The organism is Streptomyces shenzhenensis (assembly GCF_003688995.1).
Taxonomy (GTDB): Bacteria; Actinomycetota; Actinomycetes; order Streptomycetales; family Streptomycetaceae; genus Streptomyces; species Streptomyces shenzhenensis_A.
This window is the reverse complement of record NZ_PENI01000001.1, coordinates 247787-268912: the sequence shown is the minus strand read 5'-3', so window position 1 is coordinate 268912 and position 21126 is coordinate 247787. Positions and strand designations below refer to the sequence as shown.

At 70.8% G+C, this 21126-nt stretch carries 15 protein-coding genes; 10 read left to right on the top strand and 5 right to left on the bottom strand.

Going from position 1 to position 21126, the window contains the following annotated elements; genetic code table 11:
- Nucleotides 1–565 precede the first annotated feature (565 nt).
- Nucleotides 566–3154 carry a SpoIIE family protein phosphatase gene (locus tag CTZ28_RS01165; protein ID WP_121887272.1) on the top strand — a complete coding sequence of 863 codons (2589 nt, stop codon included), beginning with the start codon at nucleotides 566–568 and terminating at the stop codon, nucleotides 3152–3154.
- Nucleotides 3155–3287: 133 nt separating this feature from the next.
- On the opposite strand, the gene CTZ28_RS01160 is transcribed toward CTZ28_RS01165, so the two are convergent.
- The 5 genes from CTZ28_RS01160 to CTZ28_RS01140 form a co-directional block, all read right to left on the bottom strand.
- Complete coding sequence (locus tag CTZ28_RS01160) at nucleotides 3288–4955, bottom strand: hypothetical protein (protein WP_121887271.1); 1668 nt, start codon at nucleotides 4953–4955, stop codon at nucleotides 3288–3290.
- A 174-nt stretch (nucleotides 4956–5129) separates the two neighbouring features.
- Nucleotides 5130–5906, bottom strand: a complete 777-nt coding sequence (locus CTZ28_RS01155; RefSeq protein WP_121887270.1) for a succinate dehydrogenase/fumarate reductase iron-sulfur subunit — start codon at nucleotides 5904–5906, stop codon at nucleotides 5130–5132.
- The gene (locus tag CTZ28_RS01150; RefSeq protein WP_121887269.1) at nucleotides 5903–7912 is read right to left on the bottom strand and encodes a fumarate reductase/succinate dehydrogenase flavoprotein subunit; all 2010 of its coding nucleotides are present in this window, start codon (nucleotides 7910–7912) and stop codon (nucleotides 5903–5905) included. Before CTZ28_RS01150 ends, CTZ28_RS01155 begins: the two co-directional genes overlap by 4 nt.
- Before the next feature lie 19 nt (nucleotides 7913–7931).
- Nucleotides 7932–8753, bottom strand: coding sequence for a hypothetical protein (locus CTZ28_RS01145; protein WP_121887268.1), 822 nt, complete (start codon nucleotides 8751–8753; stop codon nucleotides 7932–7934).
- A gap of 67 nt (nucleotides 8754–8820) precedes the next feature.
- Nucleotides 8821–9111, bottom strand: a complete 291-nt coding sequence (locus CTZ28_RS01140) for a hypothetical protein (protein ID WP_121887267.1) — start codon at nucleotides 9109–9111, stop codon at nucleotides 8821–8823.
- 321 nt (nucleotides 9112–9432) lie between these two features.
- Between CTZ28_RS01140 and CTZ28_RS01135 the strand changes: the two genes are divergently transcribed.
- The 9 genes from CTZ28_RS01135 (at nucleotide 9433) to CTZ28_RS01090 (ending at nucleotide 21121) form a co-directional block, all read left to right on the top strand.
- Nucleotides 9433–11628: an ABC transporter substrate-binding protein gene (locus CTZ28_RS01135; protein ID WP_121887266.1), complete on the top strand. Its 2196-nt coding sequence runs from the start codon at nucleotides 9433–9435 to the stop codon at nucleotides 11626–11628.
- Between the two features lie 139 nt (nucleotides 11629–11767).
- On the top strand, nucleotides 11768–13684 hold the full coding sequence (gene typA, locus CTZ28_RS01130; protein WP_121887265.1) for a translational GTPase TypA: 1917 nt from the start codon (nucleotides 11768–11770) through the stop codon (nucleotides 13682–13684).
- 769 nt (nucleotides 13685–14453) lie between these two features.
- Nucleotides 14454–16082: a peptide ABC transporter substrate-binding protein gene (locus tag CTZ28_RS01120; protein WP_121887263.1), complete on the top strand. Its 1629-nt coding sequence runs from the start codon at nucleotides 14454–14456 to the stop codon at nucleotides 16080–16082.
- 139 nt (nucleotides 16083–16221) lie between these two features.
- Nucleotides 16222–17154 carry an ABC transporter permease gene (locus tag CTZ28_RS01115; RefSeq protein WP_121887262.1) on the top strand — a complete coding sequence of 311 codons (933 nt, stop codon included), beginning with the start codon at nucleotides 16222–16224 and terminating at the stop codon, nucleotides 17152–17154.
- The gene (locus CTZ28_RS01110; RefSeq protein ID WP_121887261.1) at nucleotides 17147–18097 is read left to right on the top strand and encodes an ABC transporter permease; all 951 of its coding nucleotides are present in this window, start codon (nucleotides 17147–17149) and stop codon (nucleotides 18095–18097) included. The genes CTZ28_RS01115 and CTZ28_RS01110 overlap by 8 nt, the downstream gene beginning before the upstream one ends.
- 11 nt (nucleotides 18098–18108) lie before the next feature.
- Nucleotides 18109–19167, top strand: coding sequence for an ABC transporter ATP-binding protein (locus CTZ28_RS01105; RefSeq protein WP_121887260.1), 1059 nt, complete (start codon nucleotides 18109–18111; stop codon nucleotides 19165–19167).
- Entirely contained in the window at nucleotides 19160–20308 is a 1149-nt protein-coding gene (locus CTZ28_RS01100) for an ABC transporter ATP-binding protein (RefSeq protein ID WP_121887259.1), read from the top strand. The genes CTZ28_RS01105 and CTZ28_RS01100 overlap by 8 nt, the downstream gene beginning before the upstream one ends.
- Before the next feature lie 178 nt (nucleotides 20309–20486).
- On the top strand, nucleotides 20487–20744 hold the full coding sequence (locus tag CTZ28_RS01095) for a hypothetical protein (protein WP_121887258.1): 258 nt from the start codon (nucleotides 20487–20489) through the stop codon (nucleotides 20742–20744).
- A gap of 8 nt (nucleotides 20745–20752) precedes the next feature.
- Entirely contained in the window at nucleotides 20753–21121 is a 369-nt protein-coding gene (locus tag CTZ28_RS01090) for a PIN domain-containing protein (RefSeq protein WP_121887614.1), read from the top strand.
- Nucleotides 21122–21126 lie beyond the last annotated feature (5 nt).

Genomic DNA, 21126 nt, shown 5'->3' with positions numbered 1-21126 from the left:
GGTGCCGGCCCGAACGGCCGGCCCGACGAGGCCTGGCGGCGCGTGACGGCGGTGCGAGGGCGGTAGGGCGCGGGTGCGTGGGGAGTGGGGGCGCGGGTGTGCGGGAAGCGGGGCGTTCGCGTGCGGGACGGCGCGTGGCAGTGCGTCGAGGGCGGGGTGTCCGCGTGGGTAGGAGGGGGTGGTGGGGTGGGCGGTGGGGTGCGGAAGTGCGAACTGGCGGTGCCGGCCCGAACGGCCGGAACGTGCGTGTCGGTGTGCGGGAAGCGGGGCGTTCGCGGGTGGGAGAGGGTGTGGTGGGGTGCGGAAGACGGGAGGAACCGGTGTACACAGCCCGCCGTGCCGGCCCCTCCCGGTGGCCGTCCGACGACGGCTGCCGGAGGACGTGATTCGACGGCGTGCTCCCTGGTTAGAAGACTGGAAGTGTTGCCGCAGCCCGGTCCGAACAGCGCCTGGACCAGGCTGTGATCGTGAACACCGTGTCGTGCGGCCCCGTAGTGCTGGATACTGCGGGCAGCCGCCCCCGGTGACCGGTGCCGGGCGCGGTGATCTGGAGGGGACGGTTCGCGTGAGCGAGATACCAGCGAAGGCCACGGGGTCCGAGGACCCGTCGGACGGCGCGCGGGGTCGGGGCGTGGCGGCTGCCACGGCGCCCGGCGACGCCATGTGGCAGAGCAGCCCGCCCGGCTCCATCTACGACTACATCAAGGTCGCGTCCTTCTCGATCGGCCCCGGCGGGCTCGTCGACCAGTGGAGCCTGCGGGCCGAGCAGCTCTTCGGGATCCCCGCCGAGCGCGCCGTGGGCATGGACCCCATCGAGGCGTTCGTCGACCCCGACCAGCGCGAGCGCGGCCAGCGCAAGATGGCCGAGGTCCTCGACGGCCGGGAGTGGACCGGAGTGGTGCCCTTCCGGGTGCCCGGCGAGCTGGCGAACGGGCGCGGCGAGGAGGGCCTCGCCGAGGTGTACGTCATGCCGACCCGGACCGCCGAGGGCGAACGGGCCGCCGTCTGCATCGTGGTCGACGTCCGCACCCTGCGCAGCATCGAGACGGACCTCGCCGCCTCGCAGGCGATTTTCGGTCAAACTCCGTTCGGGTTCATCCTGATCGACGCCGATCTGCGGGTGCGCCGCGTCAACTCGCGGATCGCCTCGATCTTCGGCGGCAGGCCCAAGGACCACCGCGGCCGGGGGGTCCACGACTATCTGCAACGGGGCGAGGCGGAGCGGATCACGGCGATCCTGCGCCGGGTCCTGAAGACCGGCGACTCCATCACGGACATGCACGTCACGGGCTTCGTACCGGGCTCCGACGAGCGCCGGCACTGGTCCGTGAACCTCTACCGCGTGCAGAGCGGCAGCGGTCGTCCGCTCGGCATCGCCTGGCTCGGCACGGACATCACCGCCCGCCGGGAGGCGGCCCGGGAGGCCGCCGCCGCACGACGGAATCTCGCCCTGCTCAATGAGGCGGGCGCCCGGATAGGGAACTCCCTCGACCTGGAGACCACGGCCCGCGAGCTCCTCGACGTGGTCGTCCCCGGCTTCTGCGATCTCGCATCCGTCGACCTCTACCAGGGGCTGCTGGCCGGTGACGAGACCCCGCCGGGCCTCGCCGACGGCAGCGCCGAACTGCGCCGCGTCGCCTTCGCCAGCGCGGTCTCCGGCGCGCCGATCGTCGGCGGCGGCTCGCCGGTCGCGGTCGGCGCGGTCCACCACTACTCCTTCAACTCGCCGTGCGCGGACGCCCTGCGCACCGCACGCCCGCAGACCGTCCCCGCCGAGGAGGGCGGCCTCGTCCAGTCCACGCTGGCCGTGCCGATGGTGGCCCACGACACGGTCGTCGGCCTCGCGCAGTTCGCCCGTACGAAGGGCAGCGAGCCGTTCGGCGACCGCGACCGGGACCTCGCCGTGGAGCTGGCCGCGCGCGCCGCGGTCTCCATCGACAACGCCCGCCTGTACCGGCGTGAGCACGAACGCGCGCTGATCCTGCAACGGTCCCTGCTGCCGCCGGGCGACCCGGAGGCGTCCGGCCTGGACATCGCCTGCCGCTATCTGCCCGGCAACGCGGCCACGGAGGTCGGTGGCGACTGGTTCGACGTCATCGAACTCCCCGGCCACCGCACGGCACTGGTGGTCGGCGACGTGATGGGCCGCGGGCTGCGCGCCGCCGTGGCCATGGGCGAACTGCGCACCGCCGTACGCACCTTGGCGCTGCTCGACCTGGAACCGGCCGAGGTGCTGTCCGCGTTGGACGAGATCGCCCGGGGCCTCGGCACGCCGGGCGGCATCCAGCAGGCCACCCGCACCGCCCGTCAGCCCCGGGACGCGGACCTGTCCGAGGTCTACCTGGCGACGTGCGTGTACGCGGTGTACGACTCGGTGACCAGGCGCTGCACGTTCGCCAACGCGGGTCATCTGCCGCCCGTACTGGTGGAGCCGGGCGAGGCGGCGCTGATGCTGGACGTGCCGCCGGGCATGCCGCTCGGCGTGGGCGGCGAGCCGTTCGAGGAGGTGGAGGTCGAACTGCCCGAGGGCGCCCTGCTGGCCCTCTACACGGACGGCCTCGTCGAGTCCCGCGACCATCCGCTCGACGAGGGCCTCCAGGCGTTCGTGGGCGCGCTGACGGATCCGACCAGCGCGCTGGAGGACGTCTGCGACCACGTCCTCAACACCCTTGACACGCATCACGGCGAGGACGACATCGCGCTGCTGATGGCACGGGTGCAGGGGCTGCCCGCCGAGTCCGTCGGCGACTGGACGCTGCCGCGTGAGCCGCGCAGCGTGGGCCGGGCCCGTGAGTACGCGCGCGGGCAACTCCTCGGCTGGGACCTGGAACCGCTGGTCGACACCACCGAGCTGCTGGTCAGCGAGCTGGTGACGAACGCGCTGCGGTACGGCGAGGGGGAGATCAGGCTCCGTCTGCTGCTGGACCGCACCCTGGTCTGCGAGGTCTGGGACTCCGGCCTGGTCCAGCCGCGCCGCCGGCGGGCCCGGGACACCGACGAGGGCGGCCGGGGGCTGCAACTCGTCGGTCTGCTCAGCGCGGCCTGGGGTTCCCGGCGGACGCCCCGCGGCAAGACGGTCTGGTTCGAACTCCCGCTCCCCGACGGCGAGAACGCCCTGGCGGACCCGGCGGAGGCCCTGCTCAGCCTGTTCTGACCGCTGCTAAGCGCTCCGCTGGAAATGCCGCGATGTGCCGTCGGTCGTCTGGCGGCACCATCGTGGCTGGTCGCGCAGTTCCCCGCGCCCCTTCAGGGCGCTGCCGAACCGCAGCGGACTTCACCGGACCTGCTTAGCCCGGCGGCGCGGGCCCGCGGCGGCCCCGGGTGCGTGGACCGCCGAAGCTCGCCGGAGGGCCGCCGTCGGGGGCCGTGCCGAGCAGCACGCCGCCGAGGACGGCACCGGCCAGGCCGGCCGCGTACCCGGCCTCGCCGGTGTACGGGGTGCCGTGGGTGCGCACGTCCCGTTCGGCGAACTGCCTGGCCGTGCGGGCGAGTTCGTCCGCGGTCCGGGTCCCGCCCTGGGCGAGCAGCCGTACCGCCTCGGCCAGCAGCGTGCGGGCCTCGGCGCCCACCGCCGCCCGGTGCGTGGTCACGAAGTCCTCGGCGGCGGCGGTCGTACTGCGGGCGGCGAGGAAGCCGGCGAGCGGTACGGCGCCGGAGCGCCCCGCGCCGACCGGCTCGACGGCCCGCGCGATCCGCCGCAGCGCGTCCAGGGGGTCGTACGGACCGCCGGTCAGCTCTCCCCGTACGGCCGCCAGCACGGTGTCGGCGTGCGCCAGCCGGGCCCGGAACTCGCCGGCCGGGACCCGGTTCGCGGCTGTCCGGCCCCGGGGCGGTGCCTCCGGCCGGCCGCCCGGTGCCGCGGCGGTGTCACGCCGTCCCGCCGGCCCGGGTTCGACGGCCGGTGCCCGCGGCAGCCCGGCGCGGGCCCGGGCCAGTTCCGCCTCCGCCCCGGTGAGCGCCGCCGGCACCAGCGCCGCGGCCTCGGCCAGCTCCCGGGCCAGCCGCTCGACGCCGGTCACGAAGACGTCCGCCTGGGCGACGGCGCCCTCGGCCGCCCGCAGCCGGCGGACCGCCTGTTCGGCGTCGTCGGAATCGGCCGCCCGGCGGGCCTGGTCGAGTGCGGCGGTGGCGAACAGCAGCCGGTCCTCGGCCTGTTCGGCATGGCCCCGGACGGGCTCGGCGGCCGTCGGTCCGTAGCGCTCGCCCAGTCCGGCCGCGGTCGCCTCGGCGCCCGCTGTCCGCCCCGCCAGCTCCCGGGACCGCCTCTCCGCGATGTCCAGCGCCCCGCCCAGGTCGCGCACCGGCGCCCGCAGCCGGTCGAAGGCCGCCGCCTCCGTGTCCAGCCGCCGGCCGGCCTCCGCGCAGCGCCCGATCACCCCGACGAGCGCCTGCCGCCGGGCGTCGGCGGCCCCGGGCAGTCCCTCCTCGTAGCGCCGTCGTATCGCGAACGCGGCCGACAGTTCGGTCTCGGCCGCCCGTAGGGCCCGCGCGAACGGCTCGACGGCCGGCGTCCCGAACCGTGCCTCGGCCCAGGCCAGTTCCTCCCGGCTGGTGCGTACGGCGTCGTCGGCCGCGACCAGGGCGGTGCGGGCCTGCCGGTCGGACTCGGCGGGCGTCGGCGCGGGCGGGCGCGGGGACCCCGTCCCGGGTGTCGTACGGGTCCTGGCCCGCCGGGTGTGCCGCAGGTACGCGTACCCCGCCAGTACCCCCGCCGCGCCCACGGCCACCAGCGGCAGGACGAGATCGTCCGGAGACGTCCCGGTCCGCCCGGGCACGGCGGCGTCGGCCACGCGTCCGGCGCGTGCCTCGGGAACCGGATCCCCGCCGCCGAACGTCATCCCCGGCAGCACCAGCCACGCGACCGAGATGACGCCGCCCAGCACGGTGTGCGCCACCTGCACACGTATGTGCGACGCGCTACGCCTGGGCCGGCCCCGGATCAAGGATGACGTCACATTTCGGAGCGTATGGGCGGGTGCCCGCCTCCGCGACCTGGGCGGATACACGCGGGGGACCACGGACAGCGGGTGGTGGCCTCCAGCGCCCGCAGGGGCGCGGGGAACTGTGCGACCGGCCACGATGTCGCCGCAGCCGGCCGACGGCGCGGCGCGGCCCTGCCCGCGGAGCGCTCAGTTCGCGCCGGTCCGCCGCCTGATCTTCGAGCCGAGCCACACCAGCGGGTCGTACTTGCGGTCCACGGCCCGCTCCTTCATCGGGATCAGCGCGTTGTCGGTGATCTTGATGTCCTCGGGGCACACCTCGGTGCAGCACTTGGTGATGTTGCAGTAGCCGAGGCCGTGCTCGTCCTGGGCCGTGGCCCGGCGGTCCAGGCCGGTCTCGGCGGCGGCGTCCAGCGGGTGCATGTCCAGCTCGGCGACGCGCATCAGGAAGCGCGGCCCCGCGAACGCCTTCTTGTTCTCCTCGTGGTCGCGCACGACATGGCAGGTGTCCTGGCACAGGAAGCACTCGATGCACTTGCGGAACTCCTGTGGCCGGTCCACGTCCTCCTGCATCATCCGGTACTCGCCCGGACCGAGGCCCGCGGGCGGCACGAACGCCGGGACCTCCCTGGCCTTCTGGTAGTTGAAGCCGACGTCGGTCACCAGATCGCGGATCACCGGGAAGGCGCGCAGCGGCGTGATGGTGATCGTCTCGTCGCGGCCGAAGACCGACATGCGGGTCATGCACAACAGGCGGGGCCGCCCGTTGATCTCGGCGGAGCACGAACCGCACTTGCCCGCCTTGCAGTTCCAGCGCACCGCCAGATCGGGCGCCTGGGTGGCCTGGAGGCGGTGGACGATGTCCAGGACCACTTCGCCGTCGTTGACCTCGACCCGGAAGTCCTCCAGGCCACCGCCCTCGGCATCGCCCCGCCACACCTGGAAGCGGGCCTCGTAGCTGCTCACTCGTACAGCTCCTCTTCGGCGAGGTACTTGACCAGCTCCTCCTTCTCGAAGAGGGCGAGCAGGTCGGGGCGGATGGGTTCGGTGGTCTCGCGGGTGAGGGCGATCCGGCCGCGCGCCGGGTCCGCCTCCGCGAGCTCGTCGGCGGGCCTGGCGAGCGCGCACAGCAGATTGACGTTGCGCCACGCCCGGTCCATCGTCGGATGGTCCTCGCGGGTGTGCCCGCCGCGCGACTCCGTGCGCTCCAGCGCCGCACGGGCCACGCACTCGCTGACCAGCAGCATGTTCCGCAGGTCGAGGGCGAGGTGCCAGCCCGGGTTGAACTGCCGGTGCCCCTCGACGCCGGCCCGCCGCGCCCGCCCCCGCAGCTCGGCCAGCTTCTTCAGCGCCTGCTCCATCTCCTGCTCGCGGCGGATGATGCCGACCAGGTCGTTCATCGTCTGCTGCAGTTCCTGGTGCAGGGTGTACGGATTCTCCGGCGGGCCGCCCACCCCCTGCCCGCCGCCCGCCGCCTCGCGGTCACCCGCCGTCTCGCCGCCGCCCGCCGAGAACGGCCCCAGGGCCTCCGCCGCCGCCGCGTCGACCTGTTCGTCGGACACCCGCGGGCGGTCGTCCGCCGACGCCGCCGCGTGCTCGGCCGCGTGCAGCCCGGCCCGGCGCCCGAAGACCAGCAGGTCGGAGAGCGAGTTGCCGCCGAGCCGGTTGGAGCCGTGCATGCCGCCGGCCACCTCACCGGCCGCGTACAGACCGGGCACGCCGCGCGCCGCCGCCGTGTCGGAGTCGACCGCGATGCCGCCCATCACGTAGTGGCAGGTCGGCCCGACCTCCATGGGCTCCGCGGTGATGTCGACGTCGGCCAGCTCCTTGAACTGGTGGTACATGGACGGCAGCCGGCGCCGGATCACCTCGGCGGGCATCCGGGTCGACACGTCCAGGAACACCCCGCCGTGCGGGGAGCCCCGGCCCGCCTTGACCTCGGCGTTGATGGCGCGGGCGACCTCGTCGCGGGGGAGCAGCTCGGGCGGACGCCGGTTGCGGTCCGGGTCGTCGTACCAGCGGTCGCCCTCCTCCTCGGACTCGGCGTACTTCTCCTTGAAGACGTCGGGGATGTAGTCGAACATGAACCGCTTGCCGTCGGAGTTGCGCAGCACGCCGCCGTCGCCGCGCACCGACTCGGTGACGAGGATGCCCTTCACGGACGGCGGCCAGACCATGCCCGTCGGGTGGAACTGCACGAACTCCATGTTCAGCAGGGGCGCCCCGGCGAGCAGCGCGAGCGCGTGCCCGTCGCCGGTGTACTCCCACGAGTTCGACGTGACCTTGAAGGACTTGCCGATGCCGCCGGTGGCGATCACCACGGCGGGCGCCTTCAGGACGAAGAAGCGGCCGGTCTCGCGCTCGTAGGCGAAGACACCGGACACTCTCCCCCGGCCTCCGGCCGGGGGGACCCCCATCTCGCTTCGCTCGCCGTCCTTGAGGATCCTGGTGACCGTGCACTCCTGGAAGACCTTCAGCCGGGACTCGTAGTCGCCGGTCGCGCGGTAGTCCTCCTGCTGGAGGGCGACGATCTTCTGCTGGAGGGTGCGGATCAGCTCCAGGCCGGTGCGGTCGCCGACATGCGCGAGCCGCGGGTACTCATGGCCGCCGAAGTTGCGCTGCGAGATCTTCCCGTCCTTCGTGCGGTCGAACAGCGCGCCCCAGGTCTCCAGCTCCCACACCCGGTCCGGGGCCTCCTGCGCGTGCAGCTCGGCCATCCGCCACTGGTTGAGGAACTTGCCGCCGCGCATCGTGTCGCGGAAGTGCACCTGCCAGGTGTCGTGCTCGTTGACGTTGGCCATCGCCGCGGCGATGCCGCCCTCGGCCATCACCGTGTGCGCCTTGCCGAACAGCGATTTGCAGATCACCGCCGTACGGGCGCCGCGCTCCCGCGCCTCGATCGCGGCGCGCAGCCCGGCACCGCCGGCGCCGACCACGACGACGTCCCACTCCTGTCGGTCGACCACGGACATCAGTAGGCCCTACCCCAATCTAGAAGAAGCGCGGATCGTCGAAGACACCGGACGCGAGCAGGTACACGTAGAAGTCGGCGAGCGCCACACTCACCAGCGACGCCCAGGCCAGCTGCATGTGACGGGCGTTGAGCCGGCCGACGAACTGCCATGCCCGGTAGCGCACGGGGTGTTTGGAGAAGTGCCTGAGCTTGCCGCCGACGATGTGCCGGCAGGAGTGGCAGGACAGGGTGTACGCCCAGATCAGCACGATGTTGGCGAGGAACACGAGGGTGCCGAGACCCATGTGGCCCCACCGGTAGTGGGCGTCGCGGAAGGACAGCACGGTGTCGTAGGTGAGGACCGCGGCGACCAGGAGCGCGGCGTAGAAGAAGTACCGGTGGAGGTTCTGCAGGATCAGCGGGAAGCGGGTCTCGCCGCTGTACTTCGTGTGCGGCTCCGCGACCGCGCAGGCCGGCGGGGACGCCCAGAAGCTGCGGTAGTAGGCCTTGCGGTAGTAGTAGCAGGTCAGGCGGAAGCCGAGCGGGAAGATCAGGATGATGATCGCGGGAGAGATCGCCCACCAGCTGCCGAACAGGTCGGCGTTCGGGCCGGCGCGCATCGTCCTGCAGTTCTCCGCCAGACAGGGTGAGTAGAAGGGCGAGACGTAGGGCGCCGCGTAGTAGTCGGCGTTGGCGAAGGCCCGCCAGGTCGAGTACACGACGAAGGCGAACAGGCCGGCCGCGGTGCCGGCCGGGGCCAGCCACCAGCGGTCCGTCCGCAGATGCGGCGCGGCGATCGCGGCGCGCGTACGGGTGCGTACGCCGCCGCCGGTGCTATGGGGTTCCGTACCAGTGGCCAATGGATGACTCCGGTCGGGTTCGGGTGGCGGGGCCTGCGGTTTTTTCCGGGGGAGGGGGCGGTAGTGCCTAGGGGGCGTGGCGGTCGCGGGCGCCGAGACCCTCGTCGTCCGAGTCCGTCCACAGGCTGACGTCGTACGGTGCGTCGGAGATGGTGACGAGATCGGGGCGGCGCGGCTCGGCGAGCCCGGGGGCCGCCTCCCGCAGCAGCGACACGCTCTCGCGCAGGTGATCGGCGTCCGCACGGACGCGGCGCATCTCCAGTCCGCCGCTCCCGAGCTGCTGCTCCAGGCGGCCGACGGACCGGGACAGGTCGTCGAGGCAACGCTGGACTGACGTCAGGTCGTCGTGCACGGACATGACGTGACCTCACTTCCGCGGACCTCGCGGTCCAAGGCGGCAACGTTCATGCGCCTGCGAGTGTTGCGCGTCACACCTGCCGATGTGAAGGCATGTGCAGCGATTGGTGGATCGCGCCCCGTCGCCGCACGCCCGCACGCGCTCTGTGTGCGCCGGGGTGCGTGTTGCGCCGCACGGGTGGGCTTGGCAGCCCCCGCCGCCGTGTCGCCCCCGGCCGGCGAACCCTTTCCTTTTCAGTGGGTCCGTAGATCTGATGAGCACCAAAATACCGCCAAACGTGTCAGAACCCACCTTGTCACCGGGCTCCCCGGAGGTAGCACGATGTCCCACGCCGGCGTCGGACCACGCGCGATCATGCGCTCGGCCGCCTTCCTCACCGCGGGCGCGCTCGCGGTGTCCGTCCTCGCCGGCTGCGGCTCCGACGACGAGGCGAGCCGTCCGCTGGCCGGACAGGACATCGCCGCCGTCTCCCGCGACAAGGTCACCGACGGCGGCACCCTGCGCTGGGCCGTGGACCGGCTGCCGGAGACCCTGAACGTCTTCCAGGCCGACGCCGACGCGGGCACCACGCGGGTCGCCCAGGCAGTCCTGCCGTCGATGTTCCGCCTCGACGGCAACGGGCAGCCGGTCCGCAACCCCGACTACCTGGAGTCCGCCAAGGTCGTCGAGACCGAGCCGCGCCAGGTCGTCCTGTACAAGCTCGACCAGCAGGCCGTGTGGAGCGACGGCCGGGAGATCGGCGCCGCCGACTTCGCCGCCCAGTGGCGCGCCCTGTCCGGCAAGGACACCGCCTACTGGACCGCCCGCAACGCCGGCTACGACCGCATCGAGAAGATCGAACGCGGCGCCGACGACCTGGAGGTCCGGGTCACCTTCAGCCGCCCCTACGCCGACTGGCGGTCGCTGTTCTCCCCGCTGTACCCGAAGGACGTCATGGGCACCCCCGACGCCTTCAACGACGGCGCGCGCCGCAAGCTCCCGGTCACCGCCGGGCCGTTCCGGCTGGACAAGGTCGACACGAAGGCCAAGGGCGTCGTCCTGAACCGCAATCCGCGCTGGTGGGGGCAGCCCGCGAAGCTGTCCGAGCTGGTGCTCCAGGCCGTGCCCCGCGACCAGCGGGCCACCGCGCTGGCGAACGGCACCGTGGACCTCGCCGACATCGACCCCGCGGACGTCGACCGGATCGACCGCGCCGCGCAGGGCAGCGGCGGCGCTCCCCTCCTGGGCGCCGGGCGCACCTCCGCGAAGAAGCTGCGCGACGTGGCCCTGGAGCAGGGCTTCCCCGCGGACCAGCTGCCCGAGGGGACGACGACGCGCAAGAAGATCACGACGTATCTGCGCGAGCAGGAGGCCCTGCGCGACGTCGAGGTCCGCAAGTCCCTGGAGCCCGCCTACACCCAGCTCGCCCTCAACGGCTCCACGGGTCCCCTCGCCGACGAGCGGGTGCGCCGTGCCGTCGCCCGCGCCCTCGACCGCAAGGCGCTCGCCAAGGTGGTGCTCGGCCCCCTCGGCCTGCCCGCGGTCCCGGTCGGCAGCCACCTCGCGCTGTCCGGCCAGCCCGCCTACACCGACGGCAGCGGCTCCCTGGGCAGCCAGGACGCCGCGCAGGCGCAGTCCCTGCTCGCCGACGCCGGGTGGGTGCCCGGCGGCCCGATCACGGAGAAGAAGCCGGACAAGGCGGCCGGCGCCCCGGCGGTCAAGGAGTCCGCGGGCGGCGACGGCACCTACATCGTCGGCCAGGACGACAAGCCGCCGCACCGGGCCACCGGCGACGACCCGAAGGACTCCGAGGAGCGGGCGGCGCAGCCCAGCGCGTCGGAGGGCAACGCGGGCGGCAGGCGCCAGGGGCAGGACGGCCCACAGCACACCGACCAGCACCCGCCGCAGGGCGGGGCGCCCGGCGCGTACGCCCCGCGGGGCACCGCGGCGCCGGCCGTCGCGTCCGGGCCGCTCGCCAAGGACGGCAAGGCCCTCACGCTCCGCTTCGTGCTCCCCTCGGGCCCCGGCTCGGAGTCCCTGCGGGCCGTCGCCGACCAGATCTCGCAGATGCTGGACAAGGTCGGCATCGCCACGGAGATCAGCAAGGTCCCGGACGACAGCTACTTCCGGGACCACATCGCCTCCGGCCAGTACGACCTGGCCCTGTACTCCTGGCCGTCCTCGGCCTTCCCCGCCACCGACGCCCGCCCGATCTACGCCAAGCCGGTCCCGGCCGCCGACGGCTCGCTGAACGTCGAGCAGAACTACACCCGGATCGGCACCGACCAGGTCGACCAGCTGTTCGACCAGGCCGTCGCCACGCTTGACGAGGACGAGTCGCGCGCGCTGATCCGCAAGGCCGACTCCCGAATCTGGGCCCAGGCCGGCTCCATCCCGCTCTACCAGCGCCCGCAGCTCACCGCCGTACGCAAGAACCTGGTCAACGCGGGTTCCTTCGGGTTCCGGACGCCCCTCTACGAGGACATGGGGTTCCTGAAGAAGGGGGCGAAGGCGGCGCCCGGCCCGTCCGGTGACTGAGACCCCCCGGGGCTGAGGAGGTCCCCGCCCGCGGCGCCACGTAACATGGGGTGAGGCCGTGGCATGTCAAGCCCGGCAGGGCCCGCGTCACACGAACCGACGCGAGGGCCTTCCTCACACCCCGGGAGTACGCCGCACTATGGCTGTGACCGCTACGCGTCACGACATCCGCAATGTCGCCATCGTCGCCCATGTCGACCACGGCAAGACCACCATCGTCGACGCCATGCTCAAGCAGGCCGGCGCCTTCGCCGCCCACCAGCTCGAGCAGGTCGACGACCGGGTCATGGACTCGAACGACCTGGAGCGTGAGAAGGGCATCACGATCCTCGCCAAGAACACGGCGGTGAAGTATCACCCCAAGGCCGGCGGGGACCCGATCACCATCAACATCATCGACACCCCCGGCCACGCCGACTTCGGCGGCGAGGTCGAGCGCGGTCTGTCGATGGTCGACGGCGTCGTGCTGCTCGTGGACGCCTCCGAGGGCCCGCTGCCGCAGACCCGCTTCGTGCTGCGCAAGGCGCTCCAGGCCCGGCTCCCCGTCATCCTGTGCATCAACAAGACGGACCGGCCCGACGCCCGTATCGACGAGGTCGTCAACGAGACCTACGACCTGTTCCTCGACCTGGACGCGGACGAGGAGCAGATCGAGTTCCCGATCGTCTACGCCTGCGGCCGCGACGGCATCGCCTCGCTCACCAAGCCGGACAACGGCACCGTCCCGGCCGACTCCACCAGCCTGGAGCCGTTCTTCTCCACGATCCTGGAGCACATCCCGGCGCCCACCTACGACGCGGACGCCCCGCTCCAGGCCCATGTCACCAACCTGGACGCCGACAACTTCCTCGGCCGCATCGCGCTGCTCCGGGTCGAGCAGGGCGAGCTGCGCAAGGGCCAGACGGTCGCCTGGATCAAGCGCGACGGCTCCATCGGCAATGTGCGCATCAGCGAGCTGATGATGACCGAGGCCCTCACCCGCAAGCCCGCCGAGAAGGCGGGCCCGGGTGACATCTGTGCCGTCGCCGGTATCCCGGACATCATGATCGGCGAGACCCTGGCCGACCCGGAGAACCCGGTCGCGCTCCCGCTGATCACGGTCGACGAGCCCGCGATCTCCATGGTCATCGGCACCAACACCTCCCCGCTGGTCGGCCGCGGCGGCACCGGCAAGGGCGCCGACGCGAAGTCGGCCGTCAAGGACCGCAAGGTCACGGCCCGCCAGGTCAAGGACCGGCTGGACCGCGAGCTGATCGGCAACGTCTCCCTGCGCGTCCTCGAGACCGAGCGTCCGGACGCCTGGGAGGTCCAGGGCCGCGGCGAGCTGGCGCTCGCCATCCTGGTCGAGCAGATGCGCCGCGAGGGCTACGAGCTGACCGTGGGCAAGCCCCAGGTCGTCACCAAGGACGTCGACGGCAAGGTCCACGAGCCGGTCGAGCGCATGACGATCGACGTGCCCGAGGAGCACATGGGCGCCGTCACGCAGCTCATGGGTGTCCGCAAGGGCCGGATGGACAACATGTCCAACCACGGCTCGGGCTGGGTGCGCATGGAGTTCGTCGTGCCGTCCCGCGGTCTGATCGGCTTCCGGACGGAGTTCCTGACCCAGACCCGCGGCACGGGCATCGGCCACTCCATCCACGAGGGCCACGAGCCCTGGTTCGGCACGCTCCAGACCCGCAACAACGGTTCGCTGGTCGCCGACCGCGCCGGCGCCGTCACCGCGTTCGCGATGACCAACCTGCAGGAGCGCGGCGTGCTGTTCATCGAGCCGGGCACCGAGGTGTACGAGGGCATGATCGTCGGTGAGAACTCGCGCTCCGACGACATGGACGTGAACATCACCAAGGAGAAGAAGCTCACCAACATGCGGTCCTCGACGGCCGACGTGGCCGAGTCGATCGTGCCGCCGCGCAAGCTGTCGCTGGAGCAGTCGCTGGAGTTCTGCCGCGACGACGAGTGCGTCGAGGTGACCCCGGAGGCGGTCCGGATCCGCAAGGTGAACCTGGACGCCCGCGAGCGGGCCCGCGCCGCGAGCCGCGCCAAGCACGGCTGAGGCCGCGGACCCGGACACGGTCCCCTGTCGCTCCGCCGAGCCACGACGGGGCCGGGCCTCCCTCAAGGAGCGCCCGGCCCCGTCGTCATGTTCCGCTAGGCCCTGTCGTCAAACTCCCTCCCCCAGCCTCCGGCCGGGAGGTGCCCCCAGCCCCGCGATGCCATGCACGCAGTCGCCGCACCGGACACAGGCCCAAGTACGTCCAGTACGAGGACCTGCGCCCGGCACACCGAGAGCACGCACCTGACGCCGCAGGGCCCGCCCTCCGGGCGGACGACGGGAGTTTGACGACAGGACCTAGGGAAAACCCTCGGTTCCGTCCGGCAGTCGGCACGGTGTGACCGAATCCCATTAGTCTTTGGCCGCTGCGCCTCCGGTGTGCACCGTATGCGGGTACGCCGGATGAGCCCCCGCACGAAGCGGAGTTTAATCGCAACCGGATTTCCGATCCCGAGTGTCCGGAATGCGGACACCTGGGGCCGATAGATGTGTAACAAGTCCGTTTCGCAGGGATCTTTCAGCAAACCCTTTGTCCGGATTTTGGAAGAAGTTCGCGCTAGCTGTGATCGAACCGAGACCTTAGGGATGTGGTTCGGTCTTCGCCCATGGCAGATAGTTAGGCGCGTAGAGCTCGGATCAACGGGTCATGCGCTTTCAGGTGGCGCCGACCTCCGAGCACGGGGGCACTCGACTCTCTCCGGCACCGGTGACGGTGCCGTGTCGTGTGCCTCTCCATGCGGTGAACCATTGGACTCATGAGGAGGAACCCATGCGCGGTGCGAAGAGCGCCAAGTGGGTCGCGATTGCCGCGGTTGTGGCGCTGGGCGCGACCGCCTGCGGTGGTGGAGACGGGGACAAGGGCAGCGACAGCAAGGCCGCGGTCGATCCGAACGGTAAGTTCTCGGTCGAGGTCGGCGAGCCGCAGAACCCGCTGCAGCCCGCCAACACCATGGAGTCCAACGGCAGCATCGTCATCAAGTCGCTCTTCTCCGGTCTCGTCGATTACGACGAGAACGGAAAGATCGTCTACGTCAACGCCGAGTCGGTCGACTCCAAGGACAACAAGACCTTCACGGTCAAGCTGAAGCCCGGCTGGAAGTTCCACGACGGCACCGCGGTGACCGCCGAGTCCTACGTCAAGGCGTGGAACTGGGCCGCCAACCCGGACAACAAGCAGACCAACAGCTTCTGGTTCTCCGACATCCAGGGCTACGACGAGGTCGCCCCGGCCGAGGGCAAGCCGAAGGCCACGGAGCTGTCCGGCCTGAAGGTCGTCGACGACAACAGCTTCACCATCACGCTGAGCAAGCCGATCCCGTACTTCGTCTACAAGCTCGGCTACGAGGTCTTCGCCCCGCTGCCGGAGTCCTTCTACAAGGACCCGAAGGCGGCCGGTGAGAACCCGGTCGGCAACGGCCCCTACAAGTTCGTCAGCTGGGACCACAAGAAGCAGATCGAGGTCACCCGCTTCGACGACTACCAGGGTCCGAACAAGGCGAAGAACGGTGGTGTGGTCTTCAAGAACTACACCAACCTGGAGACGGCCTACGAGGACCTGAAGTCCGGCAACGTCGACGTCCTGCGCCAGATCGCGCCCAAGGACCTGCCGGTCTACAAGGCGGACCTCGGCGACCGCGCCGTGGACCAGGCCTACTCCGCGATCCAGACCATCGCCGTCGCCTACTACACCAAGCAGTGGAAGGACATCGACCCGAAGGTCCTGCAGGGCCTGTCGATGGCCATCGACCGCGACACCATCACCAAGACCGTGCTCCAGGGCACCCGTGAGCCGGCCACCGGCTGGGTCGCCAAGGGCGTCCTCGGCTACCAGCCGAACGCGGCCGGTGACGTCACCAAGTACGACGCGGCCAAGGCCAAGGAGCTCATCAAGGCGGGCGGCGGCGTTCCGGGCAACGCCATCTCCATCCAGTACAACGCGGACGGCGGCCACAAGGACTGGGTGGAGGCGGTCTGCAACTCCATCACCAAGGCCACCGGCGTGAAGTGCACGGGCGACTCGAAGGCCGACTTCCAGGCCGACCTGAACGCGCGTGACGCCAAGGAAGTCAAGTCGCTGTACCGCTCCGGCTGGGTGCTGGACTACCCGTTCAACGCCAACTTCGTCCGCGACCTGTTCGGCACCAAGTCGGACGGCAACCAGGGCGGCTTCTCCAACAAGACGATCGACCAGGACATCGCCGCCGCCGACGCCGCGAGCTCGCTGGAGGAGTCGGAGAAGAAGTACCAGGAGATCGAGAAGCAGCTCCCGAACTACATGCCGAGCATTCCGCTCTGGTACTACAAGGTCAACGCGGGCTTCTCGGAGAGCGTCAGTGGCGTCAAGTACGCCCAGGACGGCGACCCGATCCTGACCGGCGTCCAGGTCAAGAAGAAGTAACCACAAGCCCGTAGTCCCGGGGCGCGGCGCCCGCGCCCCGGGTGACGGCAGTGGCTGGGGGGCCCTTTCCGCGCGCATCGTCCAACGGTGCGCGGGGAAAGGGCCCGTCGGCTGCCGCCGTGATTGACATGGAGGCACGATGGGGCGCTACGTCGCACGACGACTGCTCCAGATGATCCCGGTCTTCATCGGGACAACCCTGCTGATCTTCCTCATGGTCTATGCCCTGCCCGGTGACCCCGTGCGCGGACTCTTCGGTGACAAGGCGGGCAGTCCGCAGGTCATCGCGTCGCTGAGACATGAGTACGGTCTGGACCAGCCGATCCTGGTGCAGTACTTCAACTACATGAAGGACATGATTCTGCATGCCGACTTCGGCACGCAGATCGCGAGTGGCCGCCCCGTCACCGACGTGCTCGGCGACGCCTTCCCGGTGACCCTCCGCCTCGCCTCGCTGGCCTTCGCCATCGAGGTCGTCCTGGGCATCACCCTCGGCGTCGTGGCGGGCCTGCGGGCCGGCCGCGCGACGGACAACGTCGTCCTCGTCATCACGCTGCTCTTCATCTCGGTGCCCGTCTTCGTCCTCGGCTTCATCCTGAAGCTGGTCTTCGCCGAGCAGTTGCACTGGCTCGAACCGAACGTCAACGACTCGACGAACTACGGCCAGCTGCTGATGCCCGCGATCGTCCTGGCCGCCGCGTCACTCGCGTACGTGACCCGGCTCACCCGGACCTCGATCGCCGAGAACGTGCGCGCCGACTACATCCGCACCGCCATCGCCAAGGGCCTGCCCCGGCGCCGCGTGGTGGGTGTCCACCTGATGCGGAACTCCCTGATCCCCGTCATCACCTACCTGGGCACCGACCTGGGCGCCCTGATGGGCGGTGCGGTCGTCACCGAGGGTCTGTTCAACATCAAGGGCGTCGGCGGCACCATCTACGAGTCCATCGTGCGCCGCGAGGGGACCACCGTCGTGGGCCTGGTGACGATCCTGGTCCTCGTCTACCTCGTCGCCAACCTGCTCGTGGACCTGCTGTACGCGGTCCTGGATCCGAGGATTCGCTATGCCTGACGTGACCAAGACCGTTCCCGAGGCAGCCGCCGAGGAGGCGGCGGTCGCGGCGGCGGGCGGGCCGCTGCCGGAGACCAAACCGGAGAAGTCCCGCAGCCTGTGGGGTGACGCCTGGGCGGACCTGCGCCGCAGCTGGATCTTCATCGTCTCCAGCGTGCTGATCCTGATCCTCATGCTGATCACCTTCTTCCCTGGCTGGTTCACCGGTGTGGACCCGGTCCTCGGCGACCTGTCCAAGCACTACCTGCAGAAGCCGCGCCTCGGGGACGTCGGCGCCCCCGACTGGCTGGGCTACGACCAGCAGGGCCGCAGCGTCTACGCGCGGGTGATCTACGGCACCCGCGCCTCGGTGGCCGTCGGCTTCGGCACCACCATCGTCGTCACCCTGATCGGTGGCCTGGTCGGCATGATCGCGGGCTACTTCGGCGGGGCCATGGACGCCGTCCTGTCCCGGCTGACGGACGTTTTCTTCGGCATCCCCTTCCTGCTGGGCACGATGGTCGTGCTGAACTCCTTCACCAACCGCACCGCCTGGGTCGTCATCGGCGCCCTCGGCTTCTTCGGCTGGACCCAGATCGCCCGCGTGATGCGCGGCGCGGTCATCACCACCAAGCAGGCCGACTACGTCCAGGCGGCCAAGGCGCTGGGCGCGAGTACCCCGCGGATCATGTTCCGGCACATCCTGCCGAACACCCTGGCCCCGGTGATCGTGGTCGCGACCATCTCGCTCGGTGTCTACATCGGCGCCGAGGCCACGCTGTCCTTCCTGGGCCTGGGGCTCAACGGCGTGTCGTGGGGCAACGACATCTCCGACGGCGGGGCCCAGATCCGGGTCGCCCAGTGGATCATGCTGTATCCGTCGATCATGCTCAGCATCACGGTGCTGGCATTCATCATGCTCGGTGAGGCCGTACGCAACGCCCTCGACCCGAAGATGCGCTGAGGGAGGCGTACGTGACCACCATCGAAGAAGTCGTTCCCGTGCCGTCGCCCGGCGAGGGCGGGGCGGACGGCACACCGCTGCTCGAAGTGCGCGACCTGCACGTCGAGTTCCACACCCGTGAGGGCCTCGTCCGGGCCGTCAACGGCGTCAACTACAGCGTCGACGCCGGTGAGACCCTCGCCGTGCTCGGCGAGTCGGGCTCCGGCAAGTCCGTCACCGCGCAGGCCGTCATGGGCATCCTCGACATGCCGCCGGCGCAGATCCCGCAGGGCGAGATCCTCTTCCGCGGCCACGACATGCTGAAGATGACCGGCGAGGAGCGCCGCGCCATCCGCGGCAGGCGCATCGCGATGATCTTCCAGGACGCGCTCAGCTCGCTGAACCCGGTGCTGAGCGTCGGCTACCAGCTCGGCGAGATGTTCCGGGTCCACCAGGGCCTGTCCAAGAAGGACGCCAAGGTCAAGGCCATCGAGCTGATGGAGAAGGTCAAGATCCCGGCCGCGGCGGCCCGGGTCAACGACTATCCGCACCAGTTCTCGGGCGGCATGCGCCAGCGCATCATGATCGCCATGGCGCTGGCGCTCGAACCGGACCTGATCATCGCCGACGAGCCGACCACGGCCCTCGACGTGACGGTCCAGGCCCAGGTGATGGACCTGCTCGCGGAGCTCCAGCGCGAGTACAACATGGGCCTGATCCTCATCACCCACGACCTGGGCGTGGTCGCCGACGTCGCCGACAAGATCGCGGTGATGTACGCGGGCCGGATCGTGGAGCGCGCCCCGGTCCACGAGCTGTACAAGCGTCCCGCGCACCCGTACACCCGGGGCCTGCTCGACTCGATCCCGCGCCTGGACCAGAAGGGCCAGGAGCTCTACGCGATCAAGGGTCTGCCGCCCAACCTGCTGCGCGTCCCGACCGGTTGCGCCTTCAACCCGCGCTGCCCCAAGGCCCAGGACGTCTGCCGTACCGAGGTCCCGGAGCTGCTGCCGGTCACCGAGCAGGACGGCACCGAACTGGTGGGCCGGGCCTCGGCATGCCACTTCTGGAAGGAGACGATCCATGGCTGAGCTCAGCAAGAACGACGAGCCGCAGGACGCCACGCCGAACGTCTCCGAGGTGGACGTCGTCGAGGCCCGGAGCGAGGACGAGGCGGTCACCCGCATCGAGGCGCCCGTCGAGCGCGGCGAGCCGATTCTCCAGGTACGTGACCTGGTGAAGCACTTCCCGCTCACGCAGGGCATCCTGTTCAAGCGTCAGATCGGTGCGGTCAAGGCCGTCGACGGTGTCTCCTTCGACCTGCACCAGGGCGAGACCCTGGGCATCGTGGGTGAGTCCGGCTGCGGCAAGTCGACCGTCGCCAAGCTCCTGATGAACCTGGAGCGCGCGACGGCCGGCGAGATCTTCTACAAGGGCCAGGACATCACCAAGCTGTCCGGACGCGCCCTGAAGGCCGTGCGCCGCAACATCCAGATGGTCTTCCAGGACCCGTACACGTCGCTCAACCCCCGTATGACGGTGGGCGACATCATCGGCGAGCCCTTCGACATCCACCCCGAGGTGGCTCCCAAGGGCGACCGGCGCCGCAGGGTGCAGGAGCTGCTGGATGTCGTGGGTCTCAACCCGGAGTACATCAACCGGTACCCGCACCAGTTCTCCGGCGGCCAGCGTCAGCGCATCGGCATCGCCCGTGGCCTTGCGCTCAACCCGGAGATCATCATCTGCGACGAGCCGGTGTCGGCCCTGGACGTGTCCGTCCAGGCGCAGGTCATCAACCTGATGGAGCGCCTGCAGGACGAGTTCAACCTGTCCTACATCTTCATCGCGCACGACCTGTCGATCGTCCGGCACATCTCGGACCGCGTCGGGGTGATGTACCTCGGCAGGATCGCCGAGATCGGCACCGACGAGCAGATCTACGACCACCCGACGCACCCCTACACCCAGGCGCTGCTGTCGGCGGTCCCCGTGCCGGACCCGGACGCCCGCGAGCAGCGCGAGCGGATCATCCTCACCGGCGATGTGCCGTCCCCGGCCAACCCGCCGTCGGGCTGCCGCTTCCGCACCCGCTGCTGGAAGGCCCAGGACAAGTGCTCCCAGGAGGTGCCGCTGCTGGCGGTCCCCGAGCGCTTCAAGACCTCGGACGCTCCGGCGGCCCACGAGTCGGCCTGCCACTTCGCCGAGGAGAAGGACGTCGTCCACGCGGCCTGACCCCTGATGTTCTGTCACCCCGGTTCCCGGCACCTTCCCAGGCGCCGGGAACCGGCGTTTCCCGGGGGAGACTCGCTGAACGCCGACCGTTCGTGCCACCGACCGGCTCGCCCATGTGTAGCGTGACCACAGGCCTGTACCCGTACCCCGAACCGGCAGTGAGTGAAGGGATACGCCCATGCCCGACGCCAACATCCGCATCCCCGCCGAGGCTCGTGACCGGCTCGCCGAAAGAGCGGCCGGCGAGGGGCTGTCGCTCCGTGCCTACCTCACCCGCCTCGCCGACGGTCTGCTCACACCCGCCGAGCGTGCCGAGCGTGCCGCGCAGGCCCGTGCTGTGCTGCGGGAGTGGAACGGCTACGACCCCAGTGGGGCGGAAGAGGCCGACCTGGACGCGGAGCTCGACCGCAGGCTGGCCGCGGCGGCCGGTTCCTGACCGACTCCCTGCATGTGATCCTCGACGCCACGGCGATGGTGGCCGCCGCTTCGGGAAACGCCCTGGCGTCCCGCCTGATTCACCGTGCCCACGCCGTACCCGGCTGGTTCCTGTACGCGCCCGCGTGCGCGTTGGTGGAAGCCGACCGTACCCGGCCGGGTACGGCCGAGCACATTGCGGCCATGCCCGGCATCGCCGTCCTCGAACTGGACCTGCCCGCGGCTCTGGCCGTCGCGCACGACACCACCTGGGCTCCGGCGCAGATCGAGTACGCGGCCCGGCCGACGCCCGAACGACCCGACGGAGCGGTCATTGCCACGGTCGTCGCGCAGAGCCGGCAGGGGCGCAAGGTCCGCGTCCTCGATCTCAGTTCCTGAGCGAG

Coding starts and splice junctions, on each gene's coding strand:
- typA (WP_121887265.1), top strand. CDS start 11,768: ATGGCTGTGACCGCTACGCGTCACGACATCCGCAATGTCGCCATCGTC.
- CTZ28_RS01100 (WP_121887259.1), top strand. CDS start 19,160: ATGGCTGAGCTCAGCAAGAACGACGAGCCGCAGGACGCCACGCCGAAC.
- CTZ28_RS01150 (WP_121887269.1), bottom strand. CDS start 7,912: ATGTCCGTGGTCGACCGACAGGAGTGGGACGTCGTCGTGGTCGGCGCC.
- CTZ28_RS01120 (WP_121887263.1), top strand. CDS start 14,454: ATGCGCGGTGCGAAGAGCGCCAAGTGGGTCGCGATTGCCGCGGTTGTG.
- CTZ28_RS01110 (WP_121887261.1), top strand. CDS start 17,147: ATGCCTGACGTGACCAAGACCGTTCCCGAGGCAGCCGCCGAGGAGGCG.
- CTZ28_RS01095 (WP_121887258.1), top strand. CDS start 20,487: ATGCCCGACGCCAACATCCGCATCCCCGCCGAGGCTCGTGACCGGCTC.
- CTZ28_RS01115 (WP_121887262.1), top strand. CDS start 16,222: ATGGGGCGCTACGTCGCACGACGACTGCTCCAGATGATCCCGGTCTTC.
- CTZ28_RS01140 (WP_121887267.1), bottom strand. CDS start 9,111: ATGTCCGTGCACGACGACCTGACGTCAGTCCAGCGTTGCCTCGACGAC.
- CTZ28_RS01135 (WP_121887266.1), top strand. CDS start 9,433: ATGTCCCACGCCGGCGTCGGACCACGCGCGATCATGCGCTCGGCCGCC.